At 58.6% G+C, this 22,607-nt stretch carries 24 protein-coding genes, 1 tRNA gene and 1 pseudogene; 12 read left to right on the top strand and 14 right to left on the bottom strand.

Annotation, left to right across the window (positions count from 1 at the left end; translation table 11 throughout):
- Window positions 1–182 precede the first annotated feature (182 nt).
- Window positions 183–971, bottom strand: a complete 789-nt coding sequence (locus BSY18_RS12695) for a DUF1134 domain-containing protein (RefSeq protein ID WP_069050840.1) — start codon at window positions 969–971, stop codon at window positions 183–185.
- A 295-nt stretch (window positions 972–1,266) separates the two neighbouring features.
- Between BSY18_RS12695 and BSY18_RS12700 the strand changes: the two genes are divergently transcribed.
- From BSY18_RS12700 to BSY18_RS21660, 6 genes and pseudogenes are all read left to right on the top strand, one after another.
- A tRNA-Ser gene (locus BSY18_RS12700) sits at window positions 1,267–1,359 on the top strand.
- 141 nt (window positions 1,360–1,500) lie between these two features.
- Entirely contained in the window at window positions 1,501–2,643 is a 1,143-nt protein-coding gene (locus BSY18_RS12705) for a tyrosine-type recombinase/integrase (RefSeq protein ID WP_054135860.1), read from the top strand.
- Between the two features lie 246 nt (window positions 2,644–2,889).
- Window positions 2,890–3,063 carry an excisionase family DNA-binding protein gene (locus BSY18_RS21655; protein ID WP_353850131.1) on the top strand — a complete coding sequence of 58 codons (174 nt, stop codon included), beginning with the start codon at window positions 2,890–2,892 and terminating at the stop codon, window positions 3,061–3,063.
- The gene (locus tag BSY18_RS12710) at window positions 3,050–3,673 is read left to right on the top strand and encodes a crossover junction endodeoxyribonuclease RuvC (protein ID WP_171900229.1); all 624 of its coding nucleotides are present in this window, start codon (window positions 3,050–3,052) and stop codon (window positions 3,671–3,673) included. The genes BSY18_RS21655 and BSY18_RS12710 overlap by 14 nt, the downstream gene beginning before the upstream one ends.
- Window positions 3,674–3,771: 98 nt before the next feature.
- Window positions 3,772–3,990: pseudogene (locus BSY18_RS20670) on the top strand (transposase); the annotation flags it as partial.
- Window positions 3,991–4,016: 26 nt separating this feature from the next.
- Window positions 4,017–4,217, top strand: coding sequence for a BsuBI/PstI family type II restriction endonuclease (locus BSY18_RS21660; protein ID WP_054135858.1), 201 nt, complete (start codon window positions 4,017–4,019; stop codon window positions 4,215–4,217).
- Here the strand turns inward: BSY18_RS21660 and BSY18_RS21015 are convergent.
- The 5 genes from BSY18_RS21015 to BSY18_RS12730 all read right to left on the bottom strand — a co-directional run bounded on the left by BSY18_RS21015 (window position 4,147) and on the right by BSY18_RS12730 (window position 8,613).
- Window positions 4,147–4,758, bottom strand: a complete 612-nt coding sequence (locus BSY18_RS21015) for a hypothetical protein (protein WP_171900152.1) — start codon at window positions 4,756–4,758, stop codon at window positions 4,147–4,149. The two genes, BSY18_RS21660 and BSY18_RS21015, sit on opposite strands and share 71 nt — an antisense overlap.
- Complete coding sequence (locus BSY18_RS12720) at window positions 4,733–5,914, bottom strand: helix-turn-helix domain-containing protein (protein WP_054135857.1); 1,182 nt, start codon at window positions 5,912–5,914, stop codon at window positions 4,733–4,735. The genes BSY18_RS21015 and BSY18_RS12720 overlap by 26 nt, the downstream gene beginning before the upstream one ends.
- Window positions 5,911–7,287, bottom strand: a complete 1,377-nt coding sequence (locus tag BSY18_RS12725) for a 7-cyano-7-deazaguanine synthase (protein ID WP_054135856.1) — start codon at window positions 7,285–7,287, stop codon at window positions 5,911–5,913. The genes BSY18_RS12720 and BSY18_RS12725 overlap by 4 nt, the downstream gene beginning before the upstream one ends.
- Complete coding sequence (locus BSY18_RS21020) at window positions 7,287–7,856, bottom strand: hypothetical protein (protein ID WP_150126281.1); 570 nt, start codon at window positions 7,854–7,856, stop codon at window positions 7,287–7,289. Before BSY18_RS21020 ends, BSY18_RS12725 begins: the two co-directional genes overlap by 1 nt.
- 298 nt (window positions 7,857–8,154) lie before the next feature.
- Window positions 8,155–8,613: a response regulator gene (locus tag BSY18_RS12730; RefSeq protein ID WP_054135855.1), complete on the bottom strand. Its 459-nt coding sequence runs from the start codon at window positions 8,611–8,613 to the stop codon at window positions 8,155–8,157.
- A gap of 474 nt (window positions 8,614–9,087) precedes the next feature.
- Between BSY18_RS12730 and BSY18_RS20675 the strand changes: the two genes are divergently transcribed.
- Window positions 9,088–9,924 (top strand): helix-turn-helix domain-containing protein, encoded by an 837-nt coding sequence (locus BSY18_RS20675; protein ID WP_083231648.1) that lies wholly within the window; start codon window positions 9,088–9,090, stop codon window positions 9,922–9,924.
- Between the two features lie 439 nt (window positions 9,925–10,363).
- Here the strand turns inward: BSY18_RS20675 and BSY18_RS12740 are convergent, their stop codons facing one another.
- The 4 genes from BSY18_RS12740 to BSY18_RS12755 form a co-directional block, all read right to left on the bottom strand.
- Window positions 10,364–11,017 (bottom strand): Crp/Fnr family transcriptional regulator, encoded by a 654-nt coding sequence (locus BSY18_RS12740; protein WP_054135854.1) that lies wholly within the window; start codon window positions 11,015–11,017, stop codon window positions 10,364–10,366.
- Between the two features lie 77 nt (window positions 11,018–11,094).
- On the bottom strand, window positions 11,095–12,006 hold the full coding sequence (locus BSY18_RS12745) for an SDR family oxidoreductase (protein ID WP_069050842.1): 912 nt from the start codon (window positions 12,004–12,006) through the stop codon (window positions 11,095–11,097).
- Window positions 12,007–12,064: 58 nt separating this feature from the next.
- Window positions 12,065–13,570 carry a flavin-containing monooxygenase gene (locus BSY18_RS12750; RefSeq protein ID WP_054135852.1) on the bottom strand — a complete coding sequence of 502 codons (1,506 nt, stop codon included), beginning with the start codon at window positions 13,568–13,570 and terminating at the stop codon, window positions 12,065–12,067.
- Window positions 13,571–13,909: 339 nt separating this feature from the next.
- Window positions 13,910–14,542: a tyrosine-type recombinase/integrase gene (locus BSY18_RS12755; protein WP_054135884.1), complete on the bottom strand. Its 633-nt coding sequence runs from the start codon at window positions 14,540–14,542 to the stop codon at window positions 13,910–13,912.
- Between the two features lie 271 nt (window positions 14,543–14,813).
- On the opposite strand from BSY18_RS12755, the gene BSY18_RS21025 reads away from it, so the two are divergent.
- The 5 genes from BSY18_RS21025 to tnpC all read left to right on the top strand — a co-directional run bounded on the left by BSY18_RS21025 (window position 14,814) and on the right by tnpC (window position 18,791).
- On the top strand, window positions 14,814–15,050 hold the full coding sequence (locus BSY18_RS21025; RefSeq protein WP_150126283.1) for a hypothetical protein: 237 nt from the start codon (window positions 14,814–14,816) through the stop codon (window positions 15,048–15,050).
- 152 nt (window positions 15,051–15,202) lie between these two features.
- On the top strand, window positions 15,203–16,213 hold the full coding sequence (locus BSY18_RS12760; RefSeq protein ID WP_054135851.1) for a rod shape-determining protein: 1,011 nt from the start codon (window positions 15,203–15,205) through the stop codon (window positions 16,211–16,213).
- Between the two features lie 163 nt (window positions 16,214–16,376).
- A complete protein-coding gene (gene tnpA, locus BSY18_RS12765; protein ID WP_231684076.1) occupies window positions 16,377–16,748 on the top strand; it encodes an IS66-like element accessory protein TnpA in 372 nt (123 codons plus the stop codon).
- Window positions 16,745–17,086 carry an IS66 family insertion sequence element accessory protein TnpB gene (gene tnpB, locus BSY18_RS12770; protein WP_054135850.1) on the top strand — a complete coding sequence of 114 codons (342 nt, stop codon included), beginning with the start codon at window positions 16,745–16,747 and terminating at the stop codon, window positions 17,084–17,086. Before tnpA ends, tnpB begins: the two co-directional genes overlap by 4 nt.
- Window positions 17,087–17,147: 61 nt before the next feature.
- Window positions 17,148–18,791, top strand: coding sequence for an IS66 family transposase (gene tnpC, locus BSY18_RS12775; protein WP_054135849.1), 1,644 nt, complete (start codon window positions 17,148–17,150; stop codon window positions 18,789–18,791).
- A 211-nt stretch (window positions 18,792–19,002) separates the two neighbouring features.
- On the opposite strand, the gene BSY18_RS21030 is transcribed toward tnpC, so the two are convergent.
- The 4 genes from BSY18_RS21030 to BSY18_RS12790 form a co-directional block, all read right to left on the bottom strand.
- On the bottom strand, window positions 19,003–19,401 hold the full coding sequence (locus BSY18_RS21030; RefSeq protein ID WP_150126284.1) for a hypothetical protein: 399 nt from the start codon (window positions 19,399–19,401) through the stop codon (window positions 19,003–19,005).
- Between the two features lie 199 nt (window positions 19,402–19,600).
- Complete coding sequence (locus BSY18_RS12780) at window positions 19,601–20,275, bottom strand: hypothetical protein (RefSeq protein ID WP_069050843.1); 675 nt, start codon at window positions 20,273–20,275, stop codon at window positions 19,601–19,603.
- A 778-nt stretch (window positions 20,276–21,053) separates the two neighbouring features.
- On the bottom strand, window positions 21,054–21,464 hold the full coding sequence (rnk, locus tag BSY18_RS12785) for a nucleoside diphosphate kinase regulator (RefSeq protein ID WP_054135847.1): 411 nt from the start codon (window positions 21,462–21,464) through the stop codon (window positions 21,054–21,056).
- Between the two features lie 265 nt (window positions 21,465–21,729).
- Window positions 21,730–22,584, bottom strand: coding sequence for an HPP family protein (locus BSY18_RS12790; protein WP_236823363.1), 855 nt, complete (start codon window positions 22,582–22,584; stop codon window positions 21,730–21,732).
- Between the last annotated feature and the right edge of the window lie 23 nt (window positions 22,585–22,607).

The raw sequence follows: 22,607 nt of genomic DNA on the forward strand, positions 1-22,607 counted from the left end.
CCAATAATAGCAATAATGTTGCCGGAGTCGTAGCGTCCGGCGTCAGGAAAATGCGCGTGCCTCCATGCCGCCAGCTTGACGCCGGGGCAAGGCAAAAAGGCAAAAAGGCCGGTTGCCACGATAATGCGACAACCGGCCTTTCTTTGCCCATTTCTGGCAGTGCGACCCTGCGGGCTAAGTCATCAGAACGGAACGAAATTTCGTTTGCGGGTGAACTTCATGTAGCCGGCGTTGATCCCCAGCCTGAGGCCCAGTCCCATGCGCACCGGGATCAGCACGACATCGCCGCGGCGCAGGTAGCTGGTGTGGAAACCGCCGACCAGATAGGCCGCGCCCTCGCCCGCGCCGAAGCGCTTGTAGAGGTCCTCGCTGTCATACAGGTTGTAGACCAGCACGAAGGTGTTGCCGGCATTGGCGCCGGCGTCAAACCCGATCGACGGACCGGTCCAGTAGACCGGCCGCTCGCCCTCCACCTTGTGGTGCAGCGTACCCGAGCCATAGCGCAGCCCGACCACGAACGCGCCCGAAGCCTCGCGCCCGATGATATAGCCGTTGGGCTCACCCTGCTTGCGCAGGATATCCTCGATCAGTCCGGCCAGGCCCTCGGCGCCCTTGCCGAACACGCCCTCGGCGGCGCCGATGAGGTCATCCTTCTGATAGCCGTTGTCGGCAGTTCCCGACTGCGCCTCGAAGCCGGGCTGGGTGTCCAGACCGGGCTGCGGCGCGCTGGCGGGCGGCGGCGCATAAACCTCGCCGCTGGCCGCGCCCGAATCGGGGGTGCCATAATCATAGCCCTGGTCGAGCGGCGCACTGGTTTCGGGCGCCCGCGGCGGTGCCAGGTCGGAATCGATCGCCTCGTTGGGATCGACGGTGGTGACTTGCGCATGGGCCATGCCGGCCACAGGCCCGCCCAGCGCCATGGCCATCACCCCGGCAGCCGCCAGAATGTGCTTGAATAGCCCTGATCGCATAGATTTGCCTCCCGCTCATGCACTGGCTTACACGAATCCCGCATTTGTGCAGCGCGCACAATGAACCGGCGATGACCCGAGTCGATGGTGCGGCAGCCCGAGTCAAAAACACGCCAAATCGTGGGAAACCCGCGGTTTGCCTGCAGCCCGGGCGGGAAACTCGGGTCAATTGCAGGCGATCAACACATCTGCCAACTATCCGGTTGATCCCCGCCCAAGGCGCCGCTATAGCGCGCTCTGGCCAATCGACCGGCCCCAAGGCAGGGGCTTGCTCGCATTCAGATGCGTGCCATGCGGAGACGTGGGTGAGTGGCTGAAACCAACGGTTTGCTAAACCGTCGTGGGGGGATTACTCCCACCGAGGGTTCGAATCCCTCCGTCTCCGCCAATCACTAGTTCCTCAGCGCCCCTTCAGGCCCCCTAAGTCATTGCAAATAGGACAAATCTTCCCGTCGTTTGATCGTGACGGTTCCTTGCAATTCGCCCAGTTTCGCGCTATGGTGTGGGTAATAATGTGGGTAATTAAGTCTTGAAGCGCTTGAGCGCGCTGGCGATTCGGAACGCCTCAAAGCCTGGTCGTTATGGTGACGGCGATGGCCTTTTCCTCGTTGTGGGAAAGACAGGATCAAAAAGCTGGATCGTGCGCGTTCAAAAGGCGGGTCGGCGGCGTGACATCGGCGTAGGTAGCGCCAGCAAGGTCCCGCTCAAGCTTGCGCGCGACCGTGCGAGCCTGATTCGCCAGCAGATCGAGCTTGGCTTGGATCCCATCGCTGAACGCCGCAAGCAGACCGGGGTCCCAACATTTCAGGAAGCCGCGATTCAGGTTCATGCAGAGCACAAAAAGGGGTGGAAAAACGGCAAGCATCAAGCGCAATGGCTTTCAACACTCGAGACGTATGCCTTTCCCCATTTCGGCGATATGCTCGTTTCCCAGGTCGAGGCGCACGCGGTCCGCGATGCGCTCGAGGAAATCTGGCTCGCAAAGCCCGAAACGGCCCGCAGATTACGTCAACGCATTAACACCGTAGTAGATTGGGCGGTCGCGAAGGGCTATCGCCCGATTGGCTTAGCACTGCCAGTGATCGACAAGGCGCTTCCCAAACAACGGGGTCGCGTGAAACACCACGCCGCCTTGCCATACAAGGAGCTGCCAGCCCTCATGCGTAAGCTTATGGATAGTGGCAGCACAGGGAAGGTAGCGCTTCGTGCGCTAGTCCTGACCGCATGTCGCTCTGGGGAAATCCGAGGAGCGCGCTGGAACGAGGTCGATCTCAAGTTGAGGACATGGACGATTCCAGCTGAGCGAATGAAAGCCGGGCGCGAGCACGTTGTGCCCCTCTCATCCGCTGCTGTTGCGACGTTCGAAGAGATGCTGCCCTACCGCCGAGATGCTCAAGCGCTCATTTTTCCTGGGCAAATCCGTAGCAAACCACTTAGCGATATGACGCTCACTAAGGTTCTGCGGAGTTGTGGCCGCAGCGAAACCGTTCACGGCTTGAGATCCACATTCCGGGACTGGGTCGCTGAAAAGACCGTGTTTCCTAGCGAGCTCGCCGAGGTGGCGCTTGCACATGTGAACTCGGACAAAACCGAGGCCGCCTATCTTCGCTCCGATCGCCGAGAACAGCGGCGCGAGCTTATGGAAGAATGGGCAACCTTTGTCGTGGATTAACGACTACACCGAACAAACTACTCATTTGATGATTAATTACAATACACCCAACTGATCTTGATAATTGCATGTAATTACCGGTGTATCGAATGGTTTTTATTTCAGAACGTATTGACAAACCAATAGTCATTGAGGGTATTATCCCCGTCGAGCCGGCCCGATTTGCGAATCTGCGTCGATATCGATGGAGAATATATGAGTTTGCCAGAATTGATGACGGTGCAGGATTTCCTGCAGAATTTCAGCATGGGGAAGACCACTTTCTATCGCGAGGTTGAAGCCGGCCGGCTTCGCATCACCAAGATCGGACGGTCTACCCGAATAGCCCGCGCGGATGCCGACGCTTGGCTTGTTGAGATTGCCAGTCGCAGCGAAAACGCTCGTGGCCGGGGTCCGGGGAATAGCCATGGAGCGAGCTAGCGGCCTGCAATCCTCAACTGCGTCCAAGACCGCAATTTTCCTGGGCTTGGATCCGGGGCTTAGCTTCACCGGTTTTGCGGTTGCGCTCGTCGACATCATGAGCGCAAAAATTCTATCGGTGATCGAAGTGGGCGTGATCGCAACAGAGCGGCAAAAGTTGAAGCAGGTTCGTCTGACAAGTGACGGCTATGACCGAGCAAGGGTTCACGTTAGCGGCATCCGCCGCGTCATCCAAACACATGACGTTAGGTTTGTCGCGATGGAGATGGCGGCTGCGACCCGGCACATCAAACCGACGTTCAGTTTTGGAGTAATGACGGGCATTGCCGCCTCTCTGGAGCCTCCTCTCATCCAAGTGCTGCCTGGAGAAGTCAAAGCGGTCGCGGGCGTTAGACAAGCAACAAAGCGTGATATAATTGCTTGGGCACTCGAAGAGAGCCGCCAGGGTTCAGCCGATTGGCCGACGTCAAGCCGCACAAACAAACTTGGACTATCGTGGCGTGGGAGAAATGTCGCAAAGGTAGCAGAACACCCTGCAGATGCGTTGGCTGCGATCAAGGCGGCGCTGACAACGGATCAATTTCGATTGGCGGCCAACTTGTTCGACTAATGAAGGACGGCAGACGACCCGATTCTGTTGAAAAACTCGCCCTTGCAATGGCGCTAGAGTATTGATTCTATGTCTTCGCGAGCAAGCGGAGGCGGCCGATGATGGGCGAACGGACGGTGGCGCAAGATGCGCTATTTTACAGCTTCAACCTGGAGCGGCATGTTCCGTAGGATCATTTGCTGCGCTCGATTGATAGGTTCGTTGACCTGTCGGGCATTCGCAAACATCTGCGGCCTTTCTACAGCTCGACCGGACGACCCTCGGTTGATCCCGAGCTGATGATCCGGATGCTGATCATCGGTTATTGCATGGGTATGCTACCGCATTTCCAAACCGCGCCGTCATGGCGAGATATCTCGCCGACATCGCCTGGGAAACCGAGGTATGGGTTGCCGATGCGCCGACCCATCTGATCCACTTCAACGGCGTCAGGTTCCTTGGGCCATATGATCCCGAGCTGCTGCTGCTGAGTATCAGACGCGACGGGCGCTTAGGGGAAGGCTGTGGCAGAGTTGCGCACGCGACGAGCCAATCATATCGATGACCCACGGAATGTGGCGCTCTTGCACACGCATCCGTGCTGCAATTAGCGCATTGAAAATCGCATCGCCTAGGTCATCCCGCCCAAGTTCTGCCAAGACACGATCATGTGCGAATATGTCTGTCGTGGTCGCAGCCTGAACAGAAGGAAACCGATCCTGACAGATCGAAAGTCCCTTCTTTTCGTCAATGATTGGCGTGCTTCCGTGAGCCACGGCCCAAGCGATTGTTGCGGCTTCGCCGTCATCGAGCGTGGCAGAACCACTGCCGCAAACCATCGCAAGAAAATTGCCTTCGCATTCGGCGCACAATGATGCGATCTCAACGCGCCCTGACGCTACGAGTGCAGCAACAACATCCGCGTCAGTTCGGCCTTTTGCCCGCCCAGCCTCCAATTCTCTCGAAACAATATCGAGCATTACGACTGGATTGGGGATAGCATCAAGAATGCGAACGCAACTGCCGGTCGCGTTCAGATTTATCGCGACACTAGCGTCCAGCACGAGCGGATTCGACGCATCAAGCAAGCAATTTGGGAGCCCCATCGGCCTCGCTCCCTTCATCGCCCAGGCCATCAAGCATTGCGCGCAATTCCAAGCGATCTAGCCGCAGCAACCGCGCTAGCTGCCCTTCACTAAGCAGGCCCCGCCGCCAGACTTCGTCCGCCATCATGCTCATGCGAAGTGAGATCGGGCGATCCGCGTCATCCTTGTGGTCGTCTTTTGGTAGTTCACCGAGAACCTGAATCACTTGCCCGTTCGTGATTCCACCATTTTCAACGAACCAATCCCAACTGTCCCGCTTGATTAGGCCAAGCTCTTCAAGCCGCCGGACCAACGCCTCCCGCGACACGCCGAAATAGCTCGCGAGCACGATGATATGACGACGACTCAGCGATGACGCACCCGCCGTCACATCCTGAAATTTCTGCTTAACAGCGCGAGCAGGCATCAAGAAGGCTCTGCCAAACGCATTAGCGTATCGCTCTTCTCGCGCGGTTTCAGAGGTTGCATCATCCAGCACATCGGCTGACTTCCTAGTGGACATGAAATGCCCCGTTTCATGTCCAGCCGTGTTTGCGCGACGATCCCGTGGATGATTTGCATTCAACAGAATGCACGGGCCGACCGCATCATCGAAGGCGAACAGACCCGAGATGTTGGTTGGTAGGCGACGCACATAGACGCGCGCGCCGAGCTGCAATTCCAACAAGCTGACAATGTCATTGATCGGGTTGAGGCCAAGGCCGAGCCATTGGCGCAGGTCTAGTGCATCTTGCTCCGCTTGAAGTTTGACGTTGCCTGGAAGGATGGGAGTCTCTGGCGGATAGACGACAGAACGCGAGATGCCGAGCAGTTGCTCTAGTTCAACTTCCGCTCGCACCAAATCGTTGAGCAAAGAAACAGCGTGCTCTATGGTTGCATCCTCGGATTCCGATACCTTCCGAAACTGCGGGAGAAGATTGATTTGAATAGGTGCTTGACGGAGTAATTCGTTGATCGTCGTGCGATATATGCCCGTCAAATTCTGGAGTTCGTCAAGGCGCACGCGGCGCTGACCTTTCTCGATCGCTACAAGCGTCGTGCGCGCCATGCCAGCTTCGCTTGCGGCGACAGCTTGCGTCATTTTTCTGTCTTCACGCGCCAGACGTAGCCGCTCGCCAAGATCATCGGGCGGGAAGGAGTCTAGGATCGTGCTCATGACACGTTGACCGTCCACTGACGAATGAACGAGTCAGGCCCAAGCGACTCTACAAAGGCCTGCCATTCGTCGCGATGACGAAGAAGGAGGGAGGTTAGTTTCATTTCTGCATCTTCATTCGTGAGGTTCATGGCTTTTGCGATCTCAGCCGCATTGCGCCTGATCGTTGATTCGAAGCGTGGGGAGTCCGCTAAGCCAGCAAGGTGGTCCAAGTGCATGGTGCCTGCGATGGCATACTCCCGCAAAGCTGGAGTGATTTTCGAAAAGCCTTCTGCCGCGCCGTCCTCGAAATTTGAGGCACTGAGGTTTTCCCACACGTACTGATCACTTGGCTCCGTCAGACCGGCAGCATGAACACTGAGGCGACGTAGCATGCAGGCGGCACAGATGCCGCACTGCCGCCTATGTCCATCGACCGGCACGTGCCGATTTTGCTGCCAGCACGAAATCGTCTCTTGCCATTCACCGCCCACGGAGGTTTCCGTCACGAATTCCTTGAGCGTTTCCCCTTTGGTGAACCACAGTCGGGGAAACGTATATGAGACGTTGTGATTGAGAAGGGCGGCGAAAAGCTTCTCCATCCGCTCCGTGAAGCGCGGATGGTTTCGATAGTCAGGATAGGCCTGAACTACAGGAACCAACGGAGGCCCCAAGGCTCCTTGCCCGCTTTCTGGAATGATGATCGTCTTTACATCAGCAACATACGCCGCGATCCCCGCGATCATCGAAAATTTGAAACCTCGCGAACGGTTGCTGCTTTCCGCAAACCTGCGCTCACTCGATTTCACCTTATAAGGAATATTCGTGAAGGGTTGGGCACGCCCATCCATCATTGGCTGATCATGTCGCTTGCTACCCAGGCGGACACGGATCAGGGCGGAGTTCAGTCTTTGAGCAGACAAAGCAGCCACTGCGCGCGAGTCCATTCCATCGCTGAATGGCACGATGGCATGAGCCCCGCTCGGCAACGACAAGCTAGGTTGCGTGCGCGATATCTCTTCCTTCTTGCGGGCGACGAACATCACGTTCCACTTATCGCCGGTAAGGAAGCTAAGAGCCGCAAGAAGAGCAGCCTTTACCGATTGTGACTCCCAAAGCTCCTTGTCGTGAACTGGAATCTCAAGGTGGATATCTCGGCTCCAGCCAATGACCGGCCGTCTTTGGAGCCGGTCACAGAACTCAACGGCAGCAGCGACAACAAGCATGTCAAACACGACCGGTTTCCACTCTGCAAAGCAGTAAGAAAGCAGTCGGTTTTCATCGAACTGGATTTGTTCGCCGATCACGCAATGAATGCGACCGCCCGAGCGCTTGCGCTTCTCTGAGACGACTACGTTAAGCCTTGGCAGCTCCTTGGTAGGGGTCTTCGCCATCAGAAGCCCACCCCGTCTTCAATTCCGGTGTGCCGCGTGGGTGCACGAATGACCATTGCCCGTCCACCTTCAATGATCCGGTTCACTAGAGAGTCCATCGAACGACCGTCTTGAACGCTCCACACCCTAGCCTGAAAATGGGAAGCCCGTTTTGCGCCTGTTTCACGCTGATAGTGTTCGGCCATCCCACGCCCATGTCGATCAAAAATCTCGTTTGCGGTTTCGTTGCACGCAGCTGCGAGGGCGGCTTCGCCGCTTACGCCGGAGTTCACGGCGTCGATTGCACAATCGAGTAGCAGGTTGCCCACTGACGATCCGCTGGTTTGCATCCGGAGGTTTTCAATTTCATCGCTTGACGGTCCAAACAGCGATCCTTGGTCCGAGCTGCACAGAATGTCACGCAAGCCAGCCATGAGTGAGTCAGAGACTTCACGCTTAAATTCTCCCAGAATTGCTGAATCCCTTCGCTCGCACAGATCGTCGGTCGAGAACGAGCCGTTATCCAAGCATTCTGCCAATTTTTTCCAGCGCCTACCCATTGGTAAGCTGCGATGAGGTCCGTCGCTCATGAAAGTCTCCGATTAGACTAATCTGCCAGCGAGTCCCTTAAATGTCAAGATTAACAAAAAGGTGTCTGACAATGTCAGATTTAAGGATGCGTTTTGCAGCACGTCGCGAGGACGGAACGTGGCCAAGCTCTCTCGACCCACACCCGGTCGTTCAGTTCAGCCACAGTGGACGTCTGCTTCTGACAGAAGCTGCCGATGGGATGTCCCCCAGCGGCCAGTCAGCTTTGCGCCTTCATTTAGGAAACTCGGCTTGAGCGAGTTCAGCTATCACCGAAGACCAGATAATTCAGCATATGCCCTAAGAATTCGTCGCCATATTAAAACCTTCGTCATCGAACACCTCAAGCTGGTCTGGCCTTGGCAGTGTTAAGTATCCGGACAGGCGCGAGAGCAGATAAGCCACCGCGACTACCATTTCGGAGGCGTGATAGGGCTTTGGCATCGAGCCGATAGCTACGGTCTTGGCCGAGCGGGCTCGGCTGGCCCGTCCGCTGATCAATAGCACCGGTATCCCCATCGCTTTCAGACGCTCCGAAAGCTCGATTCCATCGTCGCCGCCGGTAAGCCCGATATTGACCAAAGCCAGATTGGGCCTTTCCGCCTCGGCGACCCGCAGCGCTTCATCCTGCCGATCAGTCAGATCAAGAATTTTGTATCCCGCGTCCTGGAGTTCGTTCTGGAGAACAAGCGCCACCATGGCTTCGTCTTCAACAATCATCAGTGTGCCGAGCGATTTCCTGTTTTGCGGCATTATCATGCTCGTTCCGTTGTTCGTTGGTAACTTGGCCGGTCAGCGGCTCACGGGAGTGAAAGCCAAGGACCGGCGGGCAGTGAGGACAAGATCGAAAGTTAATCGGAGAATTCCAGACTGCTCGATTGAACATCTTACGGGCCGGAGCGTGCAAGGTTGCTCAGTGGAACATTGATGGCGCCAGCCCCGACCCGCTTAGGATTCAAGGCTGGTTCGTTGTGAATAGTCTCAATACGTCGGCCAGCTTCGGTCCTATCTATCCATTCCGGTTCACGGGGCGACCTATATTTTGTCTTTGGAATACTAACACCGATGACGCACCGAGCCCTTAGGTTCCAGATCCAAGGGGATGCTCCCACGCAATGACGTCTCATGGCGGTCCTAAAAGGCGCACTGACGCGCAACCATTCCGAAGACCGCCCGCCGCCTCCCAAAAAAATCGTGCTGGACGCTATTGCGGACCTGTGGTGAGCAATGCTCATGTCAGCCCCGCCCCCGACGAAAGTGACGCCAGCGATTGAGCCTGCCAGGCTCAACGCCAAGGAGCTCGAAATCCTGCGGTTGCTGGCAGAAGGGCATACCGTGAAATCAATCGCGACGGGACTCAACCGCTCGGAAGCCTCGATCAACGAACGCCTGCGCGAGGCGCGGCGCAAGACCGGGGTGGGCAGCAGTCGCGAATTGGCCCGCCTGCTCGACGCCCAGAAAATCTGGGACAGAAAAATCGATCTGTCATCACATTCACACTCGACCGATAGCCCGGACAGGCCGCCGCACAGGCACGGCCCATGGTCGAAAGGAAAGATGATGATGCTGATTGCCCTACCGCTCGTAGCCGCCGGGCTGTTGATGACCTCGCTTGGCCTGCTCGAAGATGTCGGGGCACCGGGTTCCGAGGCGGTGGTCCCCGCGGGCGCCTCCCCTCTGGTCGGCACCTGGTCGCTCGATGTGGCGCAAATCCCCTCCGCAGAACGCCCACGTGCAGTGACCATCGCCTTCCGTGAGGCGGCGGAGGGGAATTGGAACACACGGGTGGACATCGTCGCGCCGGATGGTTCGCGGATGACAGCCGAATCCACCGCCCGTCTCGACGGCCTGGCCGTTCCCGTGACCGGGAATATGGGTTTCATCGACAGCATATCGCTGCGCCAACCAGAGCCGACCACACTGGTGATGACGCTCGCAAAGGACGGTAAGCGGGTGTCGACACGTGTCTACACCTCGGCGAAGGACGGGCGGACTATGACCGAAACGATCGTCTGGGCCGCCGAAGGGACGCCCGACATTGTAAGGACGACGTTCAACCGCACTAGCTAAAACGCAGAATGCCCGGATCCAGCGGAAGGGCGTTCTCATGTCCTGCCGTTCCGGCCCGTGCGAGCCGCGAGGGCTACCGCTCAATTAGTGAAGCGATTGAGCGACGAATTCCCCGCTGCAAGGTTTGGACGCCGATCGACACGCTGGATTTCTGTTCTAGGAAAGATCTGACATTCGATATGTAGCCCCGGGAGCACATGAAAGCCCCAGTTTGAACTGTTCGGGGCAACCGGCGGCAGCCGACCCGATTTAGTCATTCCCGACCATCAATTGCGACGTCTGCTTCCGCCGAATGCTGCCATACGGCTGTCGGGGTCGCGCATTGGTGCCGCTCATGGCCGGAGGTGGATAGGTAGGCGAATGGCGGCTTTCCTAACTTCGTTGCGAGCCTCATTGGCTGGCTTGCCCCCTTGCGATCTGCCACCTCTCGCCATGCAGCTCATGCCCGGCAAAGCCGCCGTATGGCCGTGAGGTCTGCCAGGGTAAGCGTGCGATAGCTCAGGCGCACAATGCCGGCAGCCTCCCACTCATTCAGCACCCGATTGACGGTTTGCCGCGATGCACCGAGCATATGAGCGGCCTCCTCCTGCGAGAAACGTAGCACTGGCGCATCGCCCGCCTTGCCGCCTGCATCGATCATTTGCACGATGATCCGCGCGAGGCGCTCAGGCAAAGGCAGCAGCACGGTGTCGTCCATCCGGCTCAGCACCGCCTTGTAACGCTGGCCCATCATGGCGAGGAACTGCCGTAGATAATCGGAGCGGTCGTCGATCAAGGCGTGCAGGGTGGCAGCGGGGACCATAAGCACGGTGCTGTCAACGGCGGCCACCGCATCATTGCCGCGCGGCTCGCAGGTGAACAGTGATGCCTCGCCGAACCAGTGCCCCGGCGTCACCAGACCCAGCACCGCTTCACGGCCGACAGGGCTGGTGACACTCAGGCGAATGATTCCGCGCTCGACGCAGAACAGCGCATCGGGCGGCGAGCCGCGGCCGTAAAGCGCTTCGCCTCGCGCTAGCACGCGCTGCCGCGCATGGCGGCGCAGTAGGGCATCGAGCTCCTCATCCAGTTTTCCCGGTTCGGCCAAGCACACCCTCCGCGCCGCCAGATCGTTGAAGCAACGGCCATGTGATTACAACAAGCGGCGCACACGGCAAGAGCGCGACCCACTCACCCCGCTAGTGCAGCTTTCAGACTGTCCCGCCGCGCCTTGAACATCGGAATGTCGTCGTAGGGGATGTCGGGATTGGTGCCGTTCCCCAGATGATCGAGACGGCTTCTTACGATCGGCAGCTGTTCCGGGCTGGGGTAGATGTAGAACCGGTCTTCCTCGATCGCCTTGAAAGTGATCGCAGCCACCTCTTCGGGCGTCAGCGTGCCGTTGGCAAGATCCTTGGCGGAGATCGCCTGCGTGGCCAGCTGCGAGCGGGTCGGCCCGCTGTCATTGACCAGATCAGCGGGGCGGTTGCGGTGGCACTGGCTGATATTCGTGGACACATAAAACGGGCACAGCACCGCCGCCCGCACCTGCGGCCCGACCAGATCGAGATCGTGGTAGAGACATTCGGACAAAGCCAGCACCGCGTGCTTGGAAACGCTGTAGATGCCCATTCCCGGCGCGGTCACCAGACCCGCCATGGATGCGGTGTTCACGATGCAGCCTTCATAGCCCGGATCTGCAGCGGCTGCCGCGAGCATGCGCGGGGTAAAGCTGCGCACCCCGTTGGCGACGCCATCGACATTCACGCCGAACAGCCACTTCCAGTCCTTTTCGGTGCTTTCCCAGATCGGCCCGCCCGATGCGACACCGGCATTGTTGAACAGCAGGTTGGCCGGCCCGAAATGCTGTTCGGTCGCGACCGCCAGTGCCTCGACCGAAGCGGCACTGGTCACATCGGTCAACACGCCGATCGCCTCGGCGCCGCCTGCACGCAGGTCAGCAACGGCCTGCTCCATCGCTCCAGCCTCGACATCGGCGATCACCAACTTCATGCCGCGCCGCGCGGCCTCCTCGGCAATCGCCCTGCCAAGACCCGAAGCCCCGCCAGTGACCACGGCCACACCGCCCTTCAAGTTCTTCATCCTGCACTCCTTGCTTTTTTACTGATGGATGATGCGGGCGCGAGGTGCGCCGGTTTCATCAATGACTGTAGGCGAAAACCGGATCGGTGAGATCGATCGCAGGGATCGCCTCGCTTTCGTAGAAATAGTCCTGACTGTGCTGCCACTCAGGCGTGTCCCCGCGCCGGGGCAGCCGGTCGAGGCTGCGCAGCAGATAGCCGGGGTTCAGGTAATCGGTATCGACCCACGGCTTCAGTTCCATGCCCTGATCTTCGGGCCTGAGCACCGGCATCACGCTGCGCGCGCCGCTTTTGTGCATGTGATCGAGCAGCCGGCAGACGAAGCCCGCGACAAGATCAGCGCGCAAGGTCCAGCTGTAATGGCCATAGCCATAGACCCAAGCCATGTTGGGTATGCCGGTGAACATGATTCCGCGATAGGTTATGGTCTGCGCAAAGTTGACCGGCGCGCCGTCGATGCTGAACGGGATGTCGCCCATCACTGCCATATCGAACCCGGTGGCGGTGATCACCACGTCGGCATCGATCCGCTCGCCCGAATCAAGCACGATCCCGGTATCGTCGAAGGTGCTTATCGTATCTGTCACGACCGACGCCTTGCCCGCCGAAATGGCCTTGAACAGGTCACCGTCCGGCACAAACGCCACGCGCTGCTGCAAAGGGCGATAAGGCGGCGTGAAATGCCGTTCGACATCGAACCCTTGCGGAAGCAGCGCCTGAACACCGCCAATCAGCATCGCCTTCAGCTTGTCAGGCGATGAATGCGCGCGGTCGAGCAGATCGGCCCGGTCGCGCACCACCTTGCGCCGCATGATCTCGTGAACCCAGGTAGGGTCCACATCCAGCCTGCGCAATTCCTCGGCCAGCGCGTCAGCATTGCGGCCAGCGGCAAAATAGGTCGGCGTGCGTTGCAGCATGGTCACGTGCGCGCAGCGGTCGGCCAGCGCCGGGATCAGGGTTGCCGCGGTCGCACCCGAACCAATCACAGTTACGTTCTTACCCGCCAAATCGAGACCCTCTGGCCAGTGCTGGGGGTGGATGATCTGGCCCTTGAACCTGTCCATGCCCGGCCATTGGGGCGTGTAGCCTTTCTCATGCCGGTAGTAGCCCTGACACATCCACAAAAAGCTCGCCTCCATCTGCACGACATCGTCGGCCCCTTTGCGTTCGACCGTCAGCTGCCAGCTGGCGGTTTCGTTGGACCAGTTGGCGGACGTGACGCTGTGGCCATATCGGATGAAGGGACCAAGGCCCGCATCGGCAATCGCATCACCCAGATAGTCGAGGATCTGATCGCGCGAGGCGATCGGCTGCCCGGTCCACGGCTTGAAGCCGTAGCCCAAGGTGAACAGGTCGCTATCTGACCGGGTGCCGGGATATTTGTGGATCAGCCAGGTGCCGCCATGGCCCTCAAGCGCTTCGAGAATGGCAAAGCTCAGATCCGGGCAATGCTTGCGCAGGAGGGTCGCGCTGCCGATCCCGGAAATGCCCGCGCCGACGATGATCACATCGAACTTTTCGGGTTGCTGCGTGCCTGCTGCGATATTCTGCCGATCCGACACCATCTGCCTCTCCACTCCTTTGGGGCGCGGCCTGTCCCCAGCCTGGCGGCGTGCTAGACCGAGCTAGCAGGCAAGACTGTCGCCTTTGGGCATTCTATCGGATTGCGAGCTATCCTCCCCTCTAGGTGGGCAAATCAGAAGAGGATGTTGTTGCCGCTTTGGGGGGCGCTTGCTGAATGGCGGCAAGCGGCAAGCGCTCTCGCATTAGCCGCCATTTGCGCTCTGATCATCGCAGTGTCGGCTTCTGGTAAAGCCGGTCATCTGCAAAGCGGTTTAGGAAGGGCAGAAATGTCCCAAAATGCCGTAAGGACAGCTCCCCGCCAGCGACGAGGAGCTGATCATTCAAATTTCTGTGTTTTCGGCAAGGGCTAGTGCGTCTTCCACGTCGATCCCGAGATAGCGTACTGTGTTCTCGATCTTGCTGTGACCGAGAAGGATCTGGACAGCGCGCAGATTACCGGTCGCCCTGTAGATTATCGACGCCTTCGTTCGCCGAAGTGAATGGGTGCCATACTCGCTTCGCATCAGGCCGACCGCCGTAACCCAATCATCCACAAGTCGCGCAGACTGGCGCGTGCTGAGATGCCCAGCACGATCAACGCGGCTTGGAAAGACATAGTCGTCTACCGTACCGCCTCGGCGTTCGAGCCATGCCAGCAAACTCGCTCGTGCGTCCGCAAGCAATTCGAACTGAACTGGGCGACTTGTTTTCTGCTGCATCACGATTGCGCGAGTCCGGATCTGTCCTCCGCTAACAATGTCTCCAATTTTCATTCTTACCAAATCGCAGCCGCGAAGCTTGCTATCGATCGCAAGGTCAAACAGTGCGCGATCTCGCAGGCGACGGTTCTGATTGAGGTAAAATCGGATTTGCCATATTTGCTTTGGCTTGAGCGCACGCTTCGCACCGACGGTTCGTCCCGCATTCCAGACCTGATGTTTGGTCGCGACGGTTTGGTGTTCAGTCATTTCCATGGTCATTCTCCTATGGCCGGATTGGCCATCTGAAGAACGGTCCATAGGTGGGAGGGTGTAGATTCAGTCGGGCTCGTACCGACCCAGACGCGGTCGTTCACGATCACCGCATTAAACGTCTGGTTCTCCCAGAGGCGGATAAAGATCAGGAAACCTGCCCGGCAGTCGAGCGAGCAGCGCCACGCGTAGCGCGCTCGACAAGCGCATGCAGCGACGGGGGCAGCGGACCTGCCAAGTCCGTCAGCGCGCGTGCATCGGCACGGGCGAGGTTGTGCTGCACAGCGCCGTTGATGCCCTCGGCCATGGCACAGTGAACCGGGACTGCGACGGCAACGACCACCGTGTCATGATCTTCAGAGTGCGCCAAAGTCCGATGACCGTCTTCGACGGCATCGCTGCCAATATGTTTACTCAGGCTGACACGCGTGGCTCGAATCTCCGCGGTCGGCTCCGCGATGCCGGTGATGGCAGCGACACTGCATCAAATAATGGCCCGTTCGTCGCCTAAGCGGCAACAACTTCCTGCGCGACTTAGCAGCAATGACCCTCGCTAAATGCAGCTCTGCACTCGCCCAAGTGTCGTGAATGCTCGCCTGGTAGACAAAGGAGCGGGACATAAATGGCAGCGACAATCACATTCTGACAGGCTATCTTTCCGGAATGACTTATTTCCCGTTTTTCACGCGCACGCAGAAGCCCGATCTGGCTATCGATCTGGGGACTGCCAACATGCGCATGGTTATCCAAGGCATTGGCTGCGTATTCGACGAGCCTTCGCTTTGCTGTTTTGAGGATATCGGCGGGCGTCCCCGATTCATTGCAGCAGGTACCGCCGTCCAGGCGATGGTGGACCGAGCACCCAAAAATCTGCGCGTGCGTCGTCCACTCGCAAGAGGTGTTCTGCAAGACATAGAAGCGACGAGCGAGTTACTGAAACACGGTCTTACCTCGATATCAGGGAGAGTTAGACGGTATGGTTCTCGTGTCTTGATCGGTCTACCTGCCGACGCCACGAAGGCGGAGGCAAATGCACTACTAGCCGCTGCAGATGATGCCGGGATCGCTCAGGTCGAACTTGTCCGGGAACCTTTTGCAGCTGCAATAGGGGCTGGATTACCGGTGGGTGAAGCTCGCGCATCGATGATCGTCGAATGCGGTGCCGGCACAACAGAAATCGCGGTATTTTCTATAGATGGCCAATGCAAGACACGTTCGGTTCGCATAGGCGGCCAGAATCTCGACGAGGCAATTGCGGAATACCTGCAGACGAAACATCATTTCCTGATTGGTCGACAGACAGCGGAAACCCTGAAAAAGGAACTCTCAGACCGCACCAGCAAATCATCACCGGCCGAAAATGTCGTTCAGGCGAAAGGGCGCGACCTGCGGACCGCGCTGCCTGGCACGCTTAGCCTGCCATGTTCGGCCTTCGATCCTGTGTTCGAGAAGCATTTTTCCAGATTTGCCGAAGCCACTCGGACGGTGCTTGGTGAGCTGTCGCCAGACCTGGCTGCGGATTTGCTCGATGGCCAGATCATAGCCACTGGTGGCGGTATCTCTGAGCGCTTCCTGGCAAAAGCGATCGAGCGAGAGTGCGGCGTTTCTGTAGTTTTGGCCAGAGATGCATCTGGCTGCGTCGCCAAGGGCCTCCAGTATCTACTCGAAAACTGAGGCTGGCCATAATGCCATGTTTGGCAGATAATCTATGTGGGCGCGCTCAATCTCTGTGCCATTTGGTATGTATCCATCCGGCGTGGGCCGCCTTGCGTGGATAGGTAGCGAGCGTTCTTAAGCGTGCTCTTAAGAGTGTGCTTTGGAGCGGTCGGTGGGTCAGGTGACGGTATTTTCGGGGCCGGAGCGGCGGCGCCGGTGGAGTGATGAGGAACGGCTGCAGATTGTGGCCGAGGCGTTCGCGCCGGGTGCCCGGGTTGCCGATGCCTGCCGCCGCCATGACGTCTCGTCCGGGTTGATCTACACTTGGCGGCGCAAGTTGCTCGATGCAGGTGTGGCGCAGGAGGCCAGCGCGCCCGAGGCGCTGCCGACGCCGGTGTTCGTGGAAGCGGTGATGGATGACGATCTGGCGGCAGCTGCGAGCTGGGCCGAGCACCCCGCGATGATCATCGATCTGCCGCGTGGCAAGCGGCTGAGCGTTTTCGCCGCGGCATCGCCGGCGCTGGTTTCTGCCGCGCTGAAGGGCTTGCGATGATCCCTTCTGGCGCCCGGGTGTGGATCGCGCTTTGCCACACGGATATGAGGAAGGGCATGCAGGGCCTGGCGCTGCTGGTGCAGCAGGGGCTCAAGCGTAATCCGCATGGTGGCGATTTGTTCGTGTTCCGCGGCCGGGCAGGCTCGCTGATCAAGATCATCTGGCACGACGGGATCGGCATGTCGCTCTATGCCAAGCGCCTCGAGAAGGGCCGGTTCATATGGCCTTCGGCGAGTGAGGGAACAGTGTCGCTCACCGCCTCGCAACTGGCGTGCCTGCTCGAGGGGATCGACTGGCGTAACCCGCAGTATACGTGGCGGCCACAGAGCGCAGGATAATCGGCACAAGGCGGGTATTTTGCCCTTGCAGCAAGGCATCTCACGTGATTCACTCTCCTCCATGGAAGCCGCCATTTCGCCCCTTCCGGACGACGTTGAAGCGCTCAAGGCGCTGCTGGTTTCCGCACTCCAGAAGGCCGACGAAGCAGAGGCCAAGCTGGCTAACGCCCATGCCCGCGAGAGCGCCATTGAGGCGCTGATCGCCCACCTCAAGCTGCAGATCGCCAAGCTGAAGCGCGAGCAGTATGGCCCCAGCGCCGAGCGCAGCCGCCGCCTGCTCGATCAGATGGAGCTGCAGCTCGAAGATCTCGAGGCCGACGCTGCCGAGGACGATCTGATTGCTGAGGAAGCGGCAGCGAAGACCACCACGGTCACCGCCTTCGAGCGCAAGCGGCCCGCAAGGAAGGCGTTCCCCGAGCACCTGCCGCGCGAGCGCGTCGTGGTGCCTGCGCCCTGTTCCTGCCCGGCCTGCGGCGGCGGTCGGCTCTCCAAGCTTGGCGAGGACGTCACTGAGACGCTCGAGGTGATCCCGCGCTCATGGAAGGTGATCCAGACGGTTCGGGAGAAGTTCTCGTGCCGGGACCGCGAGAAGATCGCACAGGCCCCGGCACCGTTCCACGTCGTGCCGCGCGGATGGGCCGGTCCCAGCTTCCTCGCCATGCTCTTGTTCGAGAAGTATGGGCAGCACCAACCGCTCAACCGACAGGCCGAGCGGTTTGCCCGCGAGGGCGTGCCGCTCAGCGTCTCAACCCTTGCCGATCAGGTTGGCGCGGCGGCCCTGGCGCTGATGCCGCTCCACGAGTTGATCAAAGCCCATGTGCTGGCCGCCAAGCGATTGCACGGCGATGATACCACCGTGCCGGTCATGGCGAAGGGCAAGACTGATACGGCCCGATTATGGGTCTACGTGCGCGATGATCACCCTTTTGCCGGGATCGATCCACCAGCTGCCCTGTTCCACTACTCACGCAACCGCCGCGGCGAGCACCCGCAGACCCATCTCGCCGCATGGTTCGGGATCCTGCAGGCCGATGCCTACAGCGGATATGGCGAGCTCTATCGTGAGGGCCGCGACCCTGGCCCTGTGCTGGAAGCTGGCTGCTTCGCCCATGCGCGCCGCAAGTTCTTCGAGCTCGCTGATGTCCTAAGCTCGGCCCGCAAGAAGAGCCGTGGCCAGCGCAGCAGAATGATCTATCCGATCGCGCTCGAAGCCGTGCAGCGGCTCGATGCCCTGTTCGACATCGAGCGCGGCATCAATGGCAAAAGCCCCGCCGAGCGGCTCGCCATTCGTCAGGAACTCAGCGCGCCGCTGATGGCAGAGCTCCACACCTGGCTCACCGAGCAGGTCGCCAAGCTGTCGCGCGGCCATGATCTGACCAAGCCCTGCTTCTACATGCTCAAGCGCTGGGACGCGTTCACCCGCTTCCTCGACGACGGGCGCATCTGCCTCACCAACAACGCCGCCGAGCGCGCGCTGCGCTGCATTCCGCTCGGTCGCAAGGCATGGCTGTTCTGCGGCTCGGATCGCGGCGGCCAACGCGCCGCTATCATCTACACCCTGATCCAGACCGCGAAGCTCAACGACGTTGATCCGCAAGCCTGGCTCGCCGATGTCCTCGCTCGCATCGCGGATTGCCCCATGAGCAAGCTCGACGAGCTGCTGCCATGGAACTGGGCCGCTCGAAACGCCGCCATAGCAGCATAAAATCCGATCCGCCCGCGCGTCTCACCGGATGGATACTTTGGTATTTGCCTTGCAGCCTCCAAACAGTCGTCCCATTGTTGCATACAAATGCTATGGCACGTGGTGCGAGCGGCGGTGTGACGGTGCTCATCGTGCTGGCGTTCTGCCGATAAACTTCGCTTTCCATCTGTGCCCCAAGGTTTGTTGGCCCACTCCGGGATTCTATTAAACTTTATCTTCGTCCCGTTAGTTTGACCTTAGTCGAGCGCAATAAGTTCGGGACGCTGTGGCGCGTTTCCTCTGGAGTATCCAGCGCAACAGTAATAGCCTGTAGAATAGCTGGAACTGCGTCAATGCGGATATCTGGCAATGCTTGATCAGTTAGCAACAGATTTGTCAGGATGCTTTCATTTTTGTCGCGCAGTTCAACTTTAATGGCTCCGCCAACGACCATCAGCCCCGTCAATCTCCATCCCTCTGGTATGCAGTGATCCATCACGGCACCCAACGCCACGCCAGCCCCCTCATTAATTCGATCAATAAACTTTTCACGGGCTTGCCAATGCGTCAGCCGCGGATTGCTATCACTAGTTTTTAGGTATGCGGGCTTCGGTTTCAATCGATCGAACACGGCTATAGGTTCGGTTGGACAGTTAGGAGGCATTTCAAACTCCTTTCGGTACAGCAATTTAGTACATTGCAGGAAAGCCAGGCTCAGAATGGTGAAAGAATCATCTGAATTCGGGCCATGGGTGGAGCCGGTTGCCGGAAATTGAATCGCGTATCTTGGTGACTACGCGACCCTCGCTTGCCGAAATGATTGACTCCAATCACTGCGCAGGGATTCCGATTTCCGAGGCAGGGGAAGAATGCACCAGCTTTAGTCCAGGCGATCGGTTAGGCTTGGTCAAAGTGCTGCGTGGTTTGACGGCTTGCCAAATCGGATGAGCCCCCTCACCGGACGCGATATTGCGGCCCAAGGTCTTGATTAAATCCTCATCGGACAACCTAACCCGATCATCTTCTGCAAATCTGTCGCCAAACCTGACGTCTCCCCACTCCCCAAGCGTTGCCGCCGCTCTTGCTAGTTGTTCGGAAGTGCTGATCAGTCCCGTCCTGTTTGCAGCTAGCGCCAAGGCCTGAGCAAGCAGCGAGACATTGAGCGGTATCGTGTGACAAAAATCGCCGAGCGCCTCGCACGAGATCAGGCAGGCATCTCGCTCGTGCCATACCATTGGCCACGGTCCGATGTTATCGCTGGTCTCAGATAGAATACCGAGAACCAGTCCGCGCATATCCGGCAACACCACCATCGCATCTGCGCTCCCTGGATCATCGGCCAGCTCACTCAACACGTTTTCGATCGACGAAACTTCTATGGCAATCCTGTCGCGACCGTCGGTCAGTTTGAGCAAAAGCAGATGCATGATGATCCCGTTGCGACGTCGGGCATCTGTTACGATGGTTACCTTTCTGCGGTTCTCACGTCTTGCAGCTTCGATCATCACCTGAAGCACCTTAGGTTGCGGTATCAGATCATCCGGTGCGCAACCGCCAGGAAGGGGAGACATCAGCATTATGTCGGTCACGTTCCGCCAACATCGCCCCCTAGTCTGCTTGCCAAAAACATATGTGCTGACCCAGGAAGCGTTTGGCAGGGCCAATTGGCGGGGTTGTTGCAAGGCCTCAGGGAACCCACACTGCCATGGCGCGAACATCGGTGCGGGTGGCTGAGCACTGGCTGCCGACCCCCATTGTATCAGTTTCTTCATCCGCAAAGCAGGGCGCTTAGGCACTTGCCGGACGTCGAAACCAAATTGTTGAGCCAGTAGCATTGTTGCTGTTTGCCAAGCTGCGGGGACAGAGTCAGGTACGGGCTGGCAAAGACTGAGTGTGGAACGCGCGACTATTTCCAGGCATGGCAATTCGATATCGGGGGGGCGTGGCGGAACACATTGCAGAGCGTTTATATCTTGATCCGGCGTTGGGGGGAGTTGGTTCATATGCTTCAACCTTCTGTGGGCATTTTCTGGGACGAAGGGCGCATGACCTCAGAGCGAGGAAGTTGCCTTACGGTAGGCGGTTGTGAAAACCGGGAGTGGCAGGGCAAAGCGGGCCGGAAATGGGCGGGAAAAGAAACGCCCCAGTGCACATGGGTGATCGTCAAGAAATTTTCGTGACTGACGAAACCACGCAAGCACTGGCTGCTTTGGATGCTTTAGCCTGCAGCTTTGTCCTGCAAGTTTGTTCAAGCCATTCGGGCTGTCGGCCACGACTGCAGCCTTATCCGGGCGGCGCCACACTAATGATCCGTAGGATACGATCGTCGCCACTGCGGTCTGGCCAACAAATCGAACATCCCGCTGTCATTCCGATCAATCCTGCTCCAATCGGGGTCAGAATTGACACTCGACCGTCGGCAATATCTGCATCTTGAGGGTAGACGAGTTGCACAATGCGACGAGCGCCAGTGCGTTCATCAACAAAATCAATGAAAGAGTTCATCACCACGGTCTGGTCCGGCAATTCATCTGCGTCCCGCAATTCCGCGCGATCAAGTTCTGCCATCAACATTGCGCAAACCATTGGCTGGCTCCGCTCCGTGCTCAGAGCAAGCTCAAAAAGCGCGTCACACTCAGCCGCACTCATGTAAATCGCCGGCCGTTCAGCCGCAGCGATTGCTAGATTTTCCATTGGATAGTCCTGCTTATTCGAGTCAGGGAACGAAGATCGCTCGCCCTGAAATTTCAGATCGAATAAGGCCCGAGCTCAGGTGGCGCTATGCCCACGCGAGCCCGGGCTGAGAACGCGCGGCGAGTTGTCCACCATGGTCGACAAATCGCAAATATGTGGACTGCGCCTGCATGGCGGCAAGATTACGAGCTTCTGGATGTAAGTCAAGTTAGGTCGAAGCACGGTGAATGCTCTGTTCCTGGAAACCGAGGAAGCTCAGCAAACGCTAGACTTTTCGGCGCTTTGCGGCGTGGTAGCGGACGCGATTGAACAGCTGGCCGAGGTCTTCAGGTGAGATATCGAAAGTCTCACCCAGGTCAGCAAGCGCGGAATCCAGATCATCAGGATGGAAGGGCTGGTCATCCGAATCTCTCATTGAAATCGTGGCGTGTCGATCAGGACGATGCGGGTAGGAATGCTTCGATATCGAATGGTACAGGATACCCGTGGCGGTGAGGATGACCGCATTCAGCCCGACGGGAAACAGCGGGAATAGCCAACCTGCCGAGACCACGGCAGGTCCGCCAATGACAGCAGTCAGTGCAGCAGCGCCGCCAGGTGGATGCAGACAACGCAACAGCGACATCGCCAGGATGGCCCCGCCGACCGCAATCCCGCTGGCAATAGCAGGCCACGGCACGATTAGCGCCACCCCGACGCCCACCAGAGCAGATACAACATTTCCGCCGATGACGGACCAAGGCTGCGCCAGCGGACTAGCTGGCACAGCAAATATCAAAACTGCAGATGCTCCCATCGGTGCAACAAGCCAGACCCAAGCTGCGGACGCGCCCATTGCCGACTGGGTCACGAGAGCGGTGAGCGCGATTCCCGCAGTGCCCCCTAGGCAAGCGATCAGACGGTCACTAAGCGAGGCCCCGGCCATGATAGGGATGAAAATCGATCGCACTTGCTTCGCTCTGATTGAAGGTGCGTCGCCTTTGCAGCTTTGCCCTTTGCGGCCAAGCGAGTTTTTCCATAGCGCCTGAAAGCGGCAAGCGCCTTGAACAGACAGAAACCGGCGATCTGGCGTTTGCGGGGCTGCTGCGTGGGCATTCTTTGGGACTTGCAAATGGTCCAAGTTGACCGATTTGAAATCACCAC

The organism is Blastomonas sp. RAC04 (assembly GCF_001713435.1).
Taxonomy (GTDB): Bacteria; Pseudomonadota; Alphaproteobacteria; order Sphingomonadales; family Sphingomonadaceae; genus Blastomonas; species Blastomonas fulva.

Bases quoted from the DNA above. Each gene is read 5' to 3' on its own strand.
- BSY18_RS21660 (WP_054135858.1), top strand. From the start codon at position 4,017: ATGGCGAGATATCTCGCCGACATCGCCTGGGAAACCGAGGTATGGGTT.
- BSY18_RS12695 (WP_069050840.1), bottom strand. From the start codon at position 971: ATGCGATCAGGGCTATTCAAGCACATTCTGGCGGCTGCCGGGGTGATG.
- BSY18_RS12720 (WP_054135857.1), bottom strand. From the start codon at position 5,914: ATGAGCACGATCCTAGACTCCTTCCCGCCCGATGATCTTGGCGAGCGG.
- BSY18_RS12745 (WP_069050842.1), bottom strand. From the start codon at position 12,006: ATGAAGAACTTGAAGGGCGGTGTGGCCGTGGTCACTGGCGGGGCTTCG.
- BSY18_RS12725 (WP_054135856.1), bottom strand. From the start codon at position 7,287: ATGGCGAAGACCCCTACCAAGGAGCTGCCAAGGCTTAACGTAGTCGTC.
- BSY18_RS12755 (WP_054135884.1), bottom strand. From the start codon at position 14,542: ATGGAAATGACTGAACACCAAACCGTCGCGACCAAACATCAGGTCTGG.
- rnk (WP_054135847.1), bottom strand. From the start codon at position 21,464: ATGGAAAATCTAGCAATCGCTGCGGCTGAACGGCCGGCGATTTACATG.
- BSY18_RS12780 (WP_069050843.1), bottom strand. From the start codon at position 20,275: ATGATCGAAGCTGCAAGACGTGAGAACCGCAGAAAGGTAACCATCGTA.
- BSY18_RS21015 (WP_171900152.1), bottom strand. From the start codon at position 4,758: ATGGGGCTCCCAAATTGCTTGCTTGATGCGTCGAATCCGCTCGTGCTG.
- tnpB (WP_054135850.1), top strand. From the start codon at position 16,745: ATGATCCCTTCTGGCGCCCGGGTGTGGATCGCGCTTTGCCACACGGAT.
- BSY18_RS21020 (WP_150126281.1), bottom strand. From the start codon at position 7,856: ATGAGCGACGGACCTCATCGCAGCTTACCAATGGGTAGGCGCTGGAAA.
- BSY18_RS21655 (WP_353850131.1), top strand. From the start codon at position 2,890: ATGGGGAAGACCACTTTCTATCGCGAGGTTGAAGCCGGCCGGCTTCGC.
- BSY18_RS12710 (WP_171900229.1), top strand. From the start codon at position 3,050: ATGGAGCGAGCTAGCGGCCTGCAATCCTCAACTGCGTCCAAGACCGCA.
- tnpC (WP_054135849.1), top strand. From the start codon at position 17,148: ATGGAAGCCGCCATTTCGCCCCTTCCGGACGACGTTGAAGCGCTCAAG.
- BSY18_RS12750 (WP_054135852.1), bottom strand. From the start codon at position 13,570: ATGGTGTCGGATCGGCAGAATATCGCAGCAGGCACGCAGCAACCCGAA.
- BSY18_RS20675 (WP_083231648.1), top strand. From the start codon at position 9,088: ATGTCAGCCCCGCCCCCGACGAAAGTGACGCCAGCGATTGAGCCTGCC.
- BSY18_RS12730 (WP_054135855.1), bottom strand. From the start codon at position 8,613: ATGATAATGCCGCAAAACAGGAAATCGCTCGGCACACTGATGATTGTT.
- BSY18_RS12760 (WP_054135851.1), top strand. From the start codon at position 15,203: ATGACTTATTTCCCGTTTTTCACGCGCACGCAGAAGCCCGATCTGGCT.